The sequence below is a fragment of the Promicromonospora thailandica genome, assembly GCF_024171955.1.
Taxonomy (GTDB): Bacteria; Actinomycetota; Actinomycetes; order Actinomycetales; family Cellulomonadaceae; genus Promicromonospora; species Promicromonospora thailandica.
In genome coordinates, this window is sequence record NZ_JAMTCS010000001.1 from 615,741 (window position 1) to 628,620 (window position 12,880).

The window sequence follows — 12,880 nt, forward strand, 5'->3', positions numbered from 1 at the left end:
TGCCTGCCTGTCGAGGCCGGCACGGACGACCGTAAAACCTGACGCTGACGTCAGAGGCAAGTGTGAGGCCGCACACTCCCCTTGACCCTGTGCCAAGAACACGGTCTCTACTGCGATCAAGGCGCCGCCCGGCACAGTGACGGCCCCGACCGGAAGAGACAGCCATGTCAGGTTCGAACCCGTACCAGTGGCTCCAGGACCTCGTCGCCCAGGTTCCCGAGCCGATCCAGCCTCTGGTCGTCGCCCTCGGTGGCGCGATCCCCTACATCGAGGGCGAGGGGGCCGCAGCCCTGGGCGTCGTCGGCGGCATCCACCCCGTCGTGGCCGGCCTGGCGGGGGTGACCGGCAACGTCATCGCCGTCGTCCTGGTGGTCCTGCTCAGCTCGCGGGCCCGGACCGCGGCGCTCGCCCGCCGTGACCGGCGCACCGCCCTGGCGGTCGCCGGCCCGGGCGTGGCAGGCCCGGACGCGACAGGACCGGACGCGCCCGAGGAGCAGCAGGACGAGCCCGGCAAGAAGCAGTCCAAGGGCCACCAGCGGCTCCGCCGGTGGGTGGTCCGCTTCGGCGTCCCCGGCGCCAGCCTCCTGGGCCCGCTCGCGCTGCCGACACACCTCACCGCCGCGACGCTGGTCGCGACGGGTGTGAGCAAGCGCTGGGTCCTCCTCTGGCAGGTGATCGCGATCGTCGTGTGGGCCACGCTGCTGACCCTGGCCGCGACCGGCCTGATCACCGCGGTGGAAGCCGTCTGACCATGGCCGCACCTCGGATCCCGGTGCGGGCGTGGCTGCCGCTGGCCGGCGTCATTGTCCTGGCCGTCGCCCTCGCCTGGCTCAACCACAGCCCGTGGTGGGGCTGGGCGCTGGTCGGCGTGCTGCTCGCCGCGACCGGGCTCGCGGCCCTGTGGTGGTCGCGGCGCGGCCGGCTGGTCCAGGTGACCGCCTGGCTCGCCGCCGCGGCCGTGGTGGGTGGCACCGCGCTGCTGGCCGCGCCGGTGCCGCAGGTCCGCGTCGCGGGCGGCGACGACCCGCGGCCCACGGCGCCCGTCGTGACCCGCGAGGGTCCGGTGACGGGTGTCCGGAACGACGCCGGGACGGCCGAGATCTTCGCCGGCGTGCCGTACGCCGAGCCGCCCGTCGGGGAGCTGCGGTGGCAGCCGCCGCAGCCGCTCCGGCCGCGCACCGAGCTCCTCGTCGCCGACCGGTTCGCCCCGGCGCCCGTGCAGCCCACCTCGACGTTCGCCACCCGCGCGCTGACGCGGGTCGTGGACGTACCCCTGGAGAACACGCTGCTCAACCCGTTCCCGGTCAGCGAGGACAGCCTCTACCTCAACGTCTGGCGCCCCACGCGCCCGGACACGGCAGCGCTCCCCGTCCTGGTCTACGTGCCCGGCGGCGGCTTCGCCACCGGTTCCGGCGCCCTCCCGCTTTACGACGGCGAGGCGCTGGCCTCGACGGGCCAGGTCGTCACCGTCACGATCAGCTACCGCCTGGGCGTGCTCGGCTTCCTCTCCCACCCCGAGCTGGCCGCGGCGTCCGGCCACGACGCGTCGGGCAACTACGGGATCCTGGACCAGGTCGCCGCGCTGGACTGGGTGCGGCAGAACATCGCCGCGTTCGGCGGCGACCCCGACCGGGTCACGGTCGCGGGCGAGTCCGCCGGGGGCGAGAGCGTCTGCCTGCTGGGTGCGACGCCTCTGGCCCGCGGCCTCGTCGACGGCATCATCGGCGCCAGCGGCGCCTGCATGGGCACGACGGGCGACACCGAGGACGGCGACCAGGCCGACAGCCGCGAGGTGGCCGAGGCCGCCGGGCGCCGCCTGGCACGCGAGCTGGGCGCCGCCTCGGTCGACGAGATGCGGCGGCTGCCGGTCGCGGAGATCACCCGGGCCGCGGCCGCCGTCGGGGCCGGGCACTGGCGACCCTCCGTCGACGGGTACGTGCTGGACCGGCCGCCGGCCGAGATCTATGCCGACGGCGACCAGCTCGACGTGCCGCTCCTGGCCGGCAGCAATGCCGACGAGAGCTCGCTGGCCCTCGCCGCCCCGCCGGACACGGACGTCGCCGCCTACCGGGAGTCCGTCCGGGAGCAGCACGGCGAGGACGCCTCCTGGTTCCTCGACCTCTACCCGGGCGGGACGCGGGAGCAGGTGCTCGACTCGCTGCTGCGCGCCCGTACGGACCAGGTGATGACACGCGCGATGCACCGGTGGGCGCACCTGCAGACCCGGACCGGCCGGGCCCCGGCGTACCTGTACTTCTTCACGCACGTGCCGCCCGAGCGGGGCCTGGAGAAGTTCGGCGCCTACCACGGGGCCGAGGTCATGTACGCCTTCGACAACCTCGGCGCGGACGGTACGGCCGACTACGGCGAGGCCGACCACCGGCTGCGCGACCAGCTGCGGGGCTACTGGCTGAACTTCGTCGCCACGGGGGACCCCGACGGACCGGGTCTGCCCACCTGGCCGGCCGTGGCGGACGCGCCCGGCCACGTCATGGAGCTCGGCGCCGACAGCGGGATGACCCTGCACCCGCGGCACGCCGAGATCGACTTCTGGGCGGGCTACGACGGCCCGGTCCCGTAGCCACGACCGACCGGCGGGCATTGCTTGCGCGGCTTGTATTGGTTCGTCATGCTATGTCGGCTTCATCCGAACTCATGGAGGTTCTCGCCGGCATGGACACGATTCTCGAGCAGGCTCCGGCCCGACCGGAGCCCGCCACCGCCGCGGACGGCCCGCCGCCCGTGGCCTCCGCACCGGACCGGCAGCGGCCGGACCGGCGGTGGATGATCGACGTGGCCATCGGGGTCGTGTCCAGCCTCGCGGTCGGCCTGCTCCTGGCGGGGTACCAGGCCTGGATCGACGACGAGCGCGAGGAACGCACCCAGGCGGTCGAGGCCGAACGCTCCGACCACGACCAGATGCTGGCCAACGTGCAGTTCATCCGCGAGACCATCCGTGACGCCCCGGAGGGGGTCAAGCCGTTCCGCGGGATGAACCTGCGCGGTGCCGACCTGTCCGGGATGGACCTCGGCTGCGCCGTCCGCTACGACGCGTCCGGCAGCTGGGCGCGCACAAGCGTGGAGACGTGCGCCGACTTCACGGGTGCCGACCTCACCGGGGCACGGCTCGACGGCGCCAACCTGACCGGGGCCCTCCTGGTGGACGGCTCGCTCGAGGACGTCTCCGCCGTCAACCTCTTCGCGCCGGCCGCATCGATCGGCGGCTCCCTCGACGGCGCACGGTTCGAGGGGGCCGTGCTCTTCGGGTCGATGTTCCGGTCCCCCACGGGGACGCCGTCCTTCGTGAACTCCAGCCTCGACGGCGTCCAGGTCGAGTCCGGGCCGCAGGCACGCTCCGTGCTCACGCTCGACCAGGTCTCGATGACGGGGCTGCGGGTCACGTCCGCCGACGGCGCGACCGGTGCCCGGACCTCCATCGACTGCCGGACAGGGTTCGCGCAGGCGCGTCGCGGCGGTGAGGTGCAGCAGATCTCCTCGTACACCGACCTGACCGACGGCGGCCGCGTCCAGTGCGGCGACTACGGCGAGAACTGCGACTTCGACCGGTTCCCGCAGGTCGGCGCGCAGCTGGTCAGCGCGGGCGTCTGGAAGATGCCCGCCCCGGGATGCTCGGACGGCGCGTCCGGTCAGGTGCCGCAGGACACGCCCGCACAGGACGTGACCCGCTTCTACGACGAGCTGCTGCCCGACTGGACGCGCGAGGACATCGCGCAGGCGGAGACCCTCTGACACGCACGGCCGGCGGTCGCATGAATGTGACCCATGTCACCGTGCGAGGTCGAACTCGTTCCGGGTCGCGCCTCTCCGTACAGGGGTGAGCATCTCCGCACATCAGGCACCCGCCGCCGTCCGCGGCGCATTCAGCGTCCTCGGCCGTACCGCACCCGGTCCGGCCGCCGCCCTCGCCGCACGCGCGTTCCTGCGCGTCGGTCGGCCCGCGCCGGTCCGCGCAGCCGACCGACCGGTCCATGAGGCGGCACGCCGCGGCCGGCTGTCGCACGAGGGTGTCGACGTCGCCACGTACGCCTGGGGCGTTCCGGATGCCCCGGCGGTGCTGCTCATGCACGGCTGGCAGAGCCGCGCGTCCGCCTTCGGGAGCCTCGTGTCCGCGCTCACCGGAGCGGGTCTCCGCGCCGTCGCCTACGACGCGCCGGCTCACGGCGACTCCGGCGGGCGCACCCGGACGGCGCTCGACGACGTCGCCATCGCCCGCCGCCTGACCGAGGCCGAGGCCGAGCCGTGGGCCGGCGTGGTGGGCCACTCCCTCGGAAGCCTCGCGGCCGGCGTCGCCGTCCGCGAGGGGGTACCCACCCAGCGGCTGGCAGGGATCGCGAGCATCGCGTCGTTCCGCTTCACCGAGGACGTGTACGTCCGGGCGATCGGGCTGCCGTGGTCGCTGCGTGACCGGTTCTCGCGGGCGTGGGCCCGCCACCTGCGGGACAACCCGGAGGTCACGCCCGACGTCGCCGACCGGTTCGACCTCGTGGCACACCCGCTGCCGGGGCACGTCCGGGCGCTCTGGCTGCACGACGAGGGCGACCGGCAGATCCCGCAGACCCAGAGCGAGCTGCTGCTCAGGGCGCACCCGGACACCGGTGAGCTCGTCACCACCACCGGTCTGGGCCACAACAGGATCCTGGGCGACCCCACGGTCCGCACCCAGGTCGTCGACCATCTGTCGTCCCGGTAGCCGCCGGGTCCGGCGGGTCCGCCGACGCCGGGAGGGACACGTGCCGGGCGAACCACCGCGCGTGCCAGATCTCGAGGGGCACGGTCATGTCAGCACCACGCCCTTGCCGCCGATCGTGCCTGCCTCCATGTCGCGGTGGGCCTGCACGATGTCGTCGAGCCGGTAGACGCGGCCGACCGGCACGGCCGCACGGCCGGCGGCGACGTCGTCGAGGAAGCCCTGCAGCGTGGCCGGAGCGAGGTCGGTGCTCTCGCCGGAGTAGGCGGTGAGCCGGACACCGTTGGGCAGCCAGTCCATGGGGTAGAACTCGGGGACGGTCCACTGGTCGGAGAGCATGCCGGTGAAGCAGACCACGCCGCCGGGACGCACCGCCCGCAGGGTGTCACGGAGCACGTTGGTGCCGACCAGCTCGACGGCGCCGTCCACCCCGCCCGGCACGAGGTTGCGGACCACCGGGGCGATGTCGCCGTCGTCGATCACCACCTGGTCCGCCCCGCCGGCCAGGAGCAGCGCGCGCCCGCTCTCCGAGCGCGTGGTGGAGATGACCGTCATCCCGCGCGCCCTGCCCAGGACGGCGAGGGCGAGGCCTACGGATGACGTCCCGCCGCGGATCAGCAGCGTCTGCCCGTCCCGGGCCTCCAGACCCACGCGGAGGGAGCCGGCGGCGGTCTGGAGCATCTCGGGCACCGCGCCGAGGACCTCCCAGGGAAGATCGCTGCGGAACGGGATCACCTGGGCGGCCGGCACGGTGACGAGCTCGGCGTAGCCGCCGTCGAACTCGCGGCCCATCCCGCCCATCATCGTCGCGACCTGGGTGCCCGCGGCGAGCCGGCCGCTCGGGTCCTGGTCGACCACGCCCACCGCCTCGATGCCGGGTACCCGGGGGAACGAGCCGCTGTACGCAAGACCCTGTCGGAAGTGCAGCTCTGAACGGTTCAGCCCGAAGGCCGCGACCCTGATCCGCACCCAGCCGGGCGCGGGCAGCGGCACGGGCACGTGGCGCACCCGCAGCACCTCGGGACCTCCGGCGTGGTCGACGACGACGGCCCGCATCGTCGCGCTCATGCGCCCAGCCCCTGCCGCCTCGAGGCGCCGAGCCGCTCCCGCAGGACGGCGAGGGCGTCGGCCAGCGCTGCGACGTCGACCCCGGACGGGTCGAGGTGGTCGGCGAGGGCACGGCCGGCGGTGTCGTCCGCGAAGGCGAGGGCGTCGGCACCGGCCGGGGTCAGGACCACCAGAGCGGACCGGCGGTCCTGCGGGTTCGGTGCGCGCCTCACCAGGCCCGCGCGCTCGATCCGGTCCACGAGCTTGCTCGCCGCGCCGACCGTGATCGACAGGTCTTCCGACACCTCGTGGACCCGGCAGCGGCCGGCATGCCGGTCCACCACCCTGAGGGCTTCGAGCGTCGCCAGGGAGACCGCGCCGGCGGCGGCGAGGCGGCTCTCGACCATCGCCCAGAGCTCGGTCTCGTACCGCACCAGTACATCGAAGAAGTTCCGCATGCCCGCAGAACAGCCTTCCACGGAATTATATTCCCTGGAATATTAATGCCCCCCGGGGGCGCACATCACACCCTCTGCGGGGCGATGCCTCCAGGCCGGGGCAGGAGACCGATCGCGGTCTCGGCGACGCCTTCCAGCCGGTCGGCCTCCATCCCGGCCTTGCCGAGGGCCTCGATGCCTCGCAGGACGGCCAGGACGAGGGTGGCGAGCCGGTCGGCGTCGGCCGTCCGGTCGAGGTCGCCGTGCCGCTGCGCGGCGCGGCGCGGATGTCGTCACCCAGGATCGTGACGAGGTGCCCGAGGGTCCGGCGGGACCGGGCGGTGACGTCGGGGTCGTGCTCGGAGAGCTCGGCCGCACCCTTCGCGAGCAGGCATCCGCGGTGGGCGGTGTCGGCGGCGATGCCGGCCGCCGCCACGCGGATGTGAGCGCACAGCCGGGCGTAGGCGCCGTCGTCCGGTCCGGCCAGCCCTTCTGCCACGGCGTCAGCGATGCGCGCGCAGTAGGCCTCGAAGATCCGGAGGTACAGCTGGCGCTTGCCGCCGAAGGCGCCGTACAGGCTGCCCTTGCCCAGCCCGGTCGCCGTCGCGATCGCGTCCATGCTCGTCCCGGCGTAGCCGGTCGTCCAGAACTGGTCGAGGGCGACGTCGAGCACCGCCCCCTCGTCGAACTCTCTCGGCCTGGCCACCTCTGCAGGATAGGCCATAGTTGACCACTCGGTCCATAACTCGCTACGGTTATGGACGACACAGTCCATAACGAAGGTGGGGATAGTAGTGACGAGCAACGAAGAGATCGTCCGTGAGGCGTACCGGCTGGCGGAAGGCGACGTCCTCGACGGACCCGGTTTCCGCGCCTTGTTCACCGAGGACGGGACGTTCAACGACATGCCGAACTCGCTGACCGTCCGCGGGGACAGGATCCCCCAGGCGCTGACGGCCCTCGCGAGCGCGTTCCCCGACATCCACCGGGAGCTGCTCGAGGTGCACCCGATCGGTGACGTGGTCGCCGTGGAGCTGCGCATCCAGGGGACACACCTCGGCGGGTTCCCGACGCCGGCGGGCGAGATCCCTCCGACCGGTCGCCGCATCGACGTACCGACGGCGGACCTCTGGTATCTGCGGGACGGAAAGATCGAGGCCTTCAACTGCTACAACGCGGCGAACGTGTGGTTCGCCCAGCTCGGGGCCGGACCGGACTTCGAGTCGGCGATCGAAACCGCGAGGGCAGCCGCCGCGAGCGTGTAGCACTCCGCGGCACCGGAACTGACCGCACACCCCGAACGGAGTCCGTCATGGACCAGCTGAAGATCTACACCCTGCGCACGGAAGAAGCGCTCCAGAGGTACGCCACCGTGCACTGGCCGCGGCACGTCACCAGCATGCCGTCGTTCGGTGTCACCGTGCGCGGCTTCTGGACCGATCACCAGGCCGGCGCACACCGGCTGATCGCCCTGCTCTCCTTCGAGGAGAGCGTCGATCCCGACGAGTTCTTCACCGCGTACGTCGCGAGCCCCGAGCTGGCGGCGGACATGCAGGGTTTCGACACCAGCGACATCCTGGACGTCGAGGACCTCCTGCTCGATCCGGTCGCGGGGTCTCCCCTGACCCGGAAATGAAAAACAGCCGGACCTACGATTCCGTAGGTCCGGCTGTTTGCGATGTCCTGCAACATCGCATCGTAGCGGGGGCCGGATGTGAACCTGCGACCTCTGGGTTTCTGGAACGAACTAGCTGACGCCCTCTGTGCGTACCTCGGACGACATTCACGCTGCGAGCGAAGATCAACGATGTGCGCGGAGTGCTACGCTTGCGCACATGACAACGATCGCTGCTCGCGAGCTTCGCAACCACACGGCCGAGGTGCTACGCCGCGTGGCCGACGGCGACCACGTCACCGTGACGCAACACGGCACTCCGGTCGCAGAAATCGGCCCGGTGACGTCGACGCGGCCCCGGTCACTCCGCCGCGCCGAGCTCCTGAAGATCCTCGGGACGGTCCAGGCCGACCCCGGTCTGCGCGAGGACCTGGCAGAGCTCGCCGGCGAGACCACCGACGACCTCGGGCCGATCCTGTGAGCACACCCGTAGCACGGGGCCTGCTCGACACCAGTGTCTTCATCGGCCTGGAGTCCGGGCGACAGCTCGATGGCTCCGCGCTCCCCGACGAATCCTTCGTCTCGGTCATTACTCGCGCGGAACTTCAGGCGGGCGTGCTCGCCGCCAAGGACTCCGAGACGCGCGCCAGACGGCTGGCCACTCTCGACGCGATCGGTTCGCTCGAACTGCTTCCGGTCGACGCGACCACGGCATCGCACTGGGCACGACTTCGCGTCAAGCTGGCGGAGAACAAGCGTCGCGTGAACGTCAACGACCTGTGGATCGCCTCGATCGCACTGGCCAACGGCCTCCCCGTGGTGACCCAGGACGCTGACTTCGAGCCGCTCGCCGAGCTGGATGCGCTGAGCGTCATCTCGGTGTAGGCCTGACCCCGACGAGTGGTCCACCACTGTCCACCGAATCAGACAGCCGGGCCAGCTTCCCCGCGGGTCACTCCAACGACGTCGGCATAGTGCGTCGTCAAGACCTTGGGTCGATGCCGCACCGGGGTGCGGGCATAGGGTCTATGGGCGCTCAACGACGTCGAGCCGCCGAAGAGCTCGTTCCAGGCCGCCCCGGTCTCCGCGGTGGCGACCCGCATCGGCGAGGGCCTCGCCAAGCAGGCCGGCAAGGTCGACAACATGAGGTGCGGTCATCGTGATGATTCCGTTCGAGGGTTGCTGTGAAGGGCTAGTTCTCGCAGGATCACGAGGTTGCCGCATTTCGTCGCCTCGAAGACGACGATCCCGGCGACCGCGCTGAATCACTATGCGGGACTCAACTCCCGGCCGTTCACATCGGGCATCGAGCGAATCGAGGTCGAGGCGCGACCACGCCGTCGGGATAGGGCAGGTTTCCCATTGGGCCGCCCAGCAGTCCTCCGGCACAGCCGACAAAAGAATGGATGCGTCGCGGCAGGAGTGAGATCGCGCGCTCCGGCACGTCGGTGTCCGCGCCAGCAATCCGCGCATCGGACGGGCCAGGAGATCGGGGGCATGGTCCCGAGCGGCACAGCGAGCCAGGTGACAGCGCTCCGTGGTGTGTCGAGCCACAGATCCCGCCAGGGCCTGTCACTGGAGACAGCAAGACATGGCGGAGATTGGCCGCGGTGTGCGTCATTTTGTGCGTACCCCGCTGTGTGACAGGAGCAAAGCGAAGGGCCCCTCCCCGGTCTGTGACCAGGTGAGAGGCCCTTCTATTTGTAGCGGGGGCAGGATTTGAACCTGCGACCTCTGGAACACGTCGTGCCCGAGATGTCCAACTACGTAAAGGTCTGGAGTCGGCGGGATCTGCCTTGGTTTCTCGGGAGATACCCCGACTAGCAGGCACGATGCTAGCGCAGCCTCGATGGAGGTGCTTGGGCGTGGATGGACTTGTCGGGGCTGAATCTGTTGCGTTCTTGTTGCGGGGCTCGAAACGATGACCCAGAGCGTTCGACAGTCACGCTGCGTCGCTCCCAGCGGTCCTGCGAGCTGCTGCTCGTGCAACTGCTTGTTCCGCAGGCGGCCAGACTCCGAACGATCTGGCGGCAGCCCGGCACCGTAGGGTGCCAGATCCGCACTCGAGACGGTCAGCTGCGTGATACCGACAGCGACGACGGCGACAGGCGCAGGAGTGTTCTCGGCGGCAAGCGCGAATGGCAGACCACCCCAGAACCACACTTCGTGCACCAGCACGACTGGTTCGTCGGCTTCGGCGATCAGCCGCTTCAGGACCTTGAACTGCTCAGGAATCGCATCAGCAAACAACACCCGCATGTCATAGGCGAACTGTTCGACGCCAGGCGGAAGCTCGAGCCGCTCAGGCCGTACGGCTTCCACAGCCATATCAAGGTCTGCCGCGCCTGCGACCGGTGCGAAGGAAGCCCCTGTCACCTCTACGGCGTCGCGATACCTGGAGCCGGTGACGAACGTGACGTCGTGGCCGCGGGCCACCAGGTCTTCGGCGACGGCGAGCATCGGGGCAACGTGCCCGTAGATCGAAGTGGCTGCCACGATGATCCGTGTCATGACGTTTCTCCCATTACGTGTGATAGCCGCGCGGACTGTTGCCGCGCTGTCGAACCGCTGCCATCGGAGTCGTAGTGACAGCCAATGGGTGAATCTTCTGCTCGGCGGCGGCCGTCGTTGTCCATGTGACGACCGTCCGCAGCACGACCGGACAGCGCCGAGGCGTGAACTACGTACTCGAGGAAGTGATGCACCTGTTGCTCCCCTATCGGTCAGAGGCCAGCCCCAGCGGTCGGACCGCCTCAGATGACCGTCGATCAGCTGACAGAAGATCGATATCGCGTCGACGACACAGCGCTCGTGCCTGTCGGGCGGGCTGCGGACTCAACCTCACAGCCGTCTCAGCGTCAGGGCAGGGCCACTTCGCACGGGTCGCCCGAGCATGTCGCCCAAGGGCTCCCGACCGCCCAGTTCCGCCCAGCGTGCGACTTCGCCTTACGACCACCCTTCGCTCGGCGAAGCTCACGCCAGCGCCGTTCCTGCTCGGCCTCCCGAAGCCGGTCCTGATGGATGGATCGAGCCAGCTCGTACTGCATGAAGTTCATGTCAGTGCCTTTCCATGTGCATGATTCCCGGTCATTCGGCGCGGGTCTCGGCGCGCCTCGATAACAGCGGGGTGTGACCCCGGTGAGCGGTGCCGCAGCACCACAAATACCCTACGGGGGTATAGCCGGGCCCGGGTGCACAGTTGCCCCGAAGCACTCGTTGAGTGGTCGACGGTGCAATGCGCTGCCGGCGGTGGAGCACCTGGAGACCCCCGCGAGTTCTGTGGCGAGGGCCGGTGTCACCTGTGCCACGTGTTGCTCGGTTCCATGGCCCAGCCAAGCCGGCCTGCGTCGACAGCGCGTCGACGTCGCGTCCACGCACGTCGCTCAGGCCCGGAGAGCCGCGGATCTCCGGGCCTCGTTCTTGAGCGAGGGAGCGTGTTCCCGGTTCAACTGGAACCGGGCGACCCCACCGGGCTCAGGAGACCCGGCCGGCCGGCTTGGGTGCGCCCGGCGCGAGCAGCCCGTGGTCGATGGTCAGCAGATCAGCGTCCAGGGCCATGGCCGCGTTCTTGCCGGCAGCCGCCGCGGCGACGACGGAGGAGAGCGGGACGGGCGTGGCCGCTGTGTGCGCGGAGTCCCCGGCGGCGTAGACCCCGCGCATGCTCGTCCGACCGACCGGATCGACCTCGGTGCACCCGGAAGGCAGCAGATCCAGGCCGAGCTGCTCGGCGAACGGCGCACTCTGCACGGGGGCGGTCCCGACCAGGACACCGCCCACCTGCTCGTCGGCGCCATGGGCGAATGTCACCCTGACGCCCGACCCGTCGCGACGAAGGGCTGTGACCTCGTCCGCCCGGACCGTGACCCCTGCGGCATCCAGGATCGTCCGGTGGGTCGGGTCGAGCTCGCCACCATTCGTCAGAACGGTGATCCTGCTCGCGACGCGCTCCATGAGCAGCGCCATCCGTGGCACCTGAGATCCGCTGCCGAGCACGGCCACATGGGTGTCTGCGTACTCGAAGCCGTGGCAGTAGGGGCAGTGCGCGACAAGAGAGCCGAACAGCTCCTGAAGGCCGGGCGTGGGCGGCAGCTGGTCGCGAAGTCCGGTGGCCAGGAGCAGCGTGCGGCCGGCGACGACTCCCCCGTTGTCCAGGAACACGACGAAGCCGCTCCCGGGCACCTGGACGATCTCCGTCGCGGTGGCCTCGCGAATCTTGACCGAGTCATACTCAGCCAGCTCGGCCCGGGCCGTGGCACGGAACTCCGCTGGTGTGGTGCCGTCGCGCGTGACCATGTTGTGGATGGCGTCGGCCGAACCGTTGCGGTACTCACCGGAGTCGAGCAGCAGTGTGCTGCGGCGCACCCGGCCCAGCGTCAGGGCCGCCTGCAGGCCGGCGGGTCCACCTCCGACCACGATGACGTCGTAAGGATCGATGGCGGCGTCGGGCGAAAGGTGTTGCGGCATGGGGAGTTCTCCTCGGGATGGACCTACAGGAATCAACACGGCACCGGATGCCCCTCAAAGAGCTCCAGGCTCGCGGCATCGCTCTCGACCATCAGGCTGGCGCGGGCCTCTGCCCCGGCATGGTCCTGCTCCAGCGGGCGTCGGCCGTCATCCGCAGGACGCCTGCGGCCGGCGCCGTCAGCCATGATCGGGGCAAGGACTGTGTACCGGACGAGGTGCTGCATCCGTTGTTCCTGCACTGATAGACGGCGGCCCGGAACCCGGGCCCCGTCCATCTGAACCTCGACCGGTCGACGGAATGTCGACGTCGTGTCGACGTCCCGGCATCCAGGATTCTGCGGACATGGGGGCAGGCGTACGGGCACGGCTGCCCCGAAGAGCTCAGTTCCTGCCTCATAGGGCATCGAGCAACCGGACGAAGCAGTCGTTCGGCCAGCGTTCGCCGGGCGTTGTCCGTCAGGTCGCCCTTGTCCGAGAGACTCCACGTCCCTCGCGCCTCTGCCGGACCTGTCCCTCGCCTGCGACGGGTACGCCGCCGTCGAGCGCGATCGCCAGGAATCGCAGGAGGATCATGTCCGCTACCGGTGCCGCTCTCACGAACTGGTCGAA

General features: G+C 70.5%; 14 protein-coding genes. 8 read left to right on the plus strand and 6 right to left on the minus strand.

The window, feature by feature from the left end; genetic code table 11:
- The first annotated feature begins 164 nt into the window (after nucleotides 1-164).
- From APR03_RS02930 to APR03_RS02945, 4 genes are all read left to right on the plus strand, one after another.
- Entirely contained in the window at nucleotides 165-749 is a 585-nt protein-coding gene (locus APR03_RS02930) for a small multidrug efflux protein (protein WP_253832554.1), read from the plus strand.
- 2 nt (nucleotides 750-751) lie between these two features.
- On the plus strand, nucleotides 752-2,581 hold the full coding sequence (locus APR03_RS02935) for a carboxylesterase/lipase family protein (RefSeq protein ID WP_253832556.1): 1,830 nt from the start codon (nucleotides 752-754) through the stop codon (nucleotides 2,579-2,581).
- Between the two features lie 92 nt (nucleotides 2,582-2,673).
- A complete protein-coding gene (locus tag APR03_RS02940) occupies nucleotides 2,674-3,750 on the plus strand; it encodes a pentapeptide repeat-containing protein (RefSeq protein WP_253832558.1) in 1,077 nt (358 codons plus the stop codon).
- Between the two features lie 85 nt (nucleotides 3,751-3,835).
- Nucleotides 3,836-4,711: an alpha/beta hydrolase gene (locus tag APR03_RS02945; RefSeq protein ID WP_253832560.1), complete on the plus strand. Its 876-nt coding sequence runs from the start codon at nucleotides 3,836-3,838 to the stop codon at nucleotides 4,709-4,711.
- Between the two features lie 84 nt (nucleotides 4,712-4,795).
- Here APR03_RS02945 and APR03_RS02950 read toward each other — a convergent pair whose 3' ends face one another.
- The 3 genes from APR03_RS02950 to APR03_RS02960 are packed head-to-tail and all read right to left on the minus strand — an operon-like array spanning nucleotide 4,796 to nucleotide 6,898.
- Nucleotides 4,796-5,776, minus strand: coding sequence for a zinc-binding dehydrogenase (locus APR03_RS02950; protein WP_253832561.1), 981 nt, complete (start codon nucleotides 5,774-5,776; stop codon nucleotides 4,796-4,798).
- A complete protein-coding gene (locus tag APR03_RS02955; protein WP_253832563.1) occupies nucleotides 5,773-6,213 on the minus strand; it encodes a MarR family winged helix-turn-helix transcriptional regulator in 441 nt (146 codons plus the stop codon). The genes APR03_RS02950 and APR03_RS02955 overlap by 4 nt, the downstream gene beginning before the upstream one ends.
- A gap of 25 nt (nucleotides 6,214-6,238) precedes the next feature.
- Nucleotides 6,239-6,898, minus strand: coding sequence for a TetR/AcrR family transcriptional regulator (locus tag APR03_RS02960; RefSeq protein ID WP_253832566.1), 660 nt, complete (start codon nucleotides 6,896-6,898; stop codon nucleotides 6,239-6,241).
- A gap of 88 nt (nucleotides 6,899-6,986) precedes the next feature.
- Here APR03_RS02960 and APR03_RS02965 point away from each other — a divergent pair, with 88 nt between their 5' ends.
- The 4 genes from APR03_RS02965 to APR03_RS02980 all read left to right on the plus strand — a co-directional run bounded on the left by APR03_RS02965 (nucleotide 6,987) and on the right by APR03_RS02980 (nucleotide 8,692).
- Entirely contained in the window at nucleotides 6,987-7,457 is a 471-nt protein-coding gene (locus tag APR03_RS02965) for a nuclear transport factor 2 family protein (protein ID WP_253832568.1), read from the plus strand.
- Between the two features lie 47 nt (nucleotides 7,458-7,504).
- Nucleotides 7,505-7,828 (plus strand): hypothetical protein, encoded by a 324-nt coding sequence (locus APR03_RS02970; RefSeq protein ID WP_253832570.1) that lies wholly within the window; start codon nucleotides 7,505-7,507, stop codon nucleotides 7,826-7,828.
- 199 nt (nucleotides 7,829-8,027) lie between these two features.
- Nucleotides 8,028-8,288, plus strand: coding sequence for a type II toxin-antitoxin system Phd/YefM family antitoxin (locus APR03_RS02975; protein WP_253832572.1), 261 nt, complete (start codon nucleotides 8,028-8,030; stop codon nucleotides 8,286-8,288).
- The gene (locus APR03_RS02980; protein ID WP_253832575.1) at nucleotides 8,285-8,692 is read left to right on the plus strand and encodes a type II toxin-antitoxin system VapC family toxin; all 408 of its coding nucleotides are present in this window, start codon (nucleotides 8,285-8,287) and stop codon (nucleotides 8,690-8,692) included. Before APR03_RS02975 ends, APR03_RS02980 begins: the two co-directional genes overlap by 4 nt.
- A gap of 732 nt (nucleotides 8,693-9,424) precedes the next feature.
- Here the strand turns inward: APR03_RS02980 and APR03_RS02985 are convergent.
- From APR03_RS02985 to APR03_RS02995, 3 genes are all read right to left on the minus strand, one after another.
- Nucleotides 9,425-10,318, minus strand: a complete 894-nt coding sequence (locus tag APR03_RS02985) for a glycosyltransferase family protein (protein ID WP_253832577.1) — start codon at nucleotides 10,316-10,318, stop codon at nucleotides 9,425-9,427.
- A gap of 963 nt (nucleotides 10,319-11,281) precedes the next feature.
- A complete protein-coding gene (locus APR03_RS02990; RefSeq protein ID WP_253832579.1) occupies nucleotides 11,282-12,271 on the minus strand; it encodes an NAD(P)/FAD-dependent oxidoreductase in 990 nt (329 codons plus the stop codon).
- 32 nt (nucleotides 12,272-12,303) lie between these two features.
- Complete coding sequence (locus tag APR03_RS02995) at nucleotides 12,304-12,495, minus strand: hypothetical protein (protein WP_253832581.1); 192 nt, start codon at nucleotides 12,493-12,495, stop codon at nucleotides 12,304-12,306.
- Nucleotides 12,496-12,880: the final 385 nt, after the last annotated feature.

Excerpts from the sequence above, each read along its gene's own strand:
- APR03_RS02930 (WP_253832554.1), top strand. The coding sequence starts at position 165 with ATGTCAGGTTCGAACCCGTACCAGTGGCTCCAGGACCTCGTCGCCCAG.
- APR03_RS02940 (WP_253832558.1), top strand. The coding sequence starts at position 2,674 with ATGGACACGATTCTCGAGCAGGCTCCGGCCCGACCGGAGCCCGCCACC.
- APR03_RS02970 (WP_253832570.1), top strand. The coding sequence starts at position 7,505 with ATGGACCAGCTGAAGATCTACACCCTGCGCACGGAAGAAGCGCTCCAG.
- APR03_RS02975 (WP_253832572.1), top strand. The coding sequence starts at position 8,028 with ATGACAACGATCGCTGCTCGCGAGCTTCGCAACCACACGGCCGAGGTG.
- APR03_RS02995 (WP_253832581.1), bottom strand. The coding sequence starts at position 12,495 with ATGCAGCACCTCGTCCGGTACACAGTCCTTGCCCCGATCATGGCTGAC.
- APR03_RS02990 (WP_253832579.1), bottom strand. The coding sequence starts at position 12,271 with ATGCCGCAACACCTTTCGCCCGACGCCGCCATCGATCCTTACGACGTC.
- APR03_RS02950 (WP_253832561.1), bottom strand. The coding sequence starts at position 5,776 with ATGAGCGCGACGATGCGGGCCGTCGTCGTCGACCACGCCGGAGGTCCC.
- APR03_RS02955 (WP_253832563.1), bottom strand. The coding sequence starts at position 6,213 with ATGCGGAACTTCTTCGATGTACTGGTGCGGTACGAGACCGAGCTCTGG.
- APR03_RS02935 (WP_253832556.1), top strand. The coding sequence starts at position 752 with ATGGCCGCACCTCGGATCCCGGTGCGGGCGTGGCTGCCGCTGGCCGGC.
- APR03_RS02985 (WP_253832577.1), bottom strand. The coding sequence starts at position 10,318 with ATGACACGGATCATCGTGGCAGCCACTTCGATCTACGGGCACGTTGCC.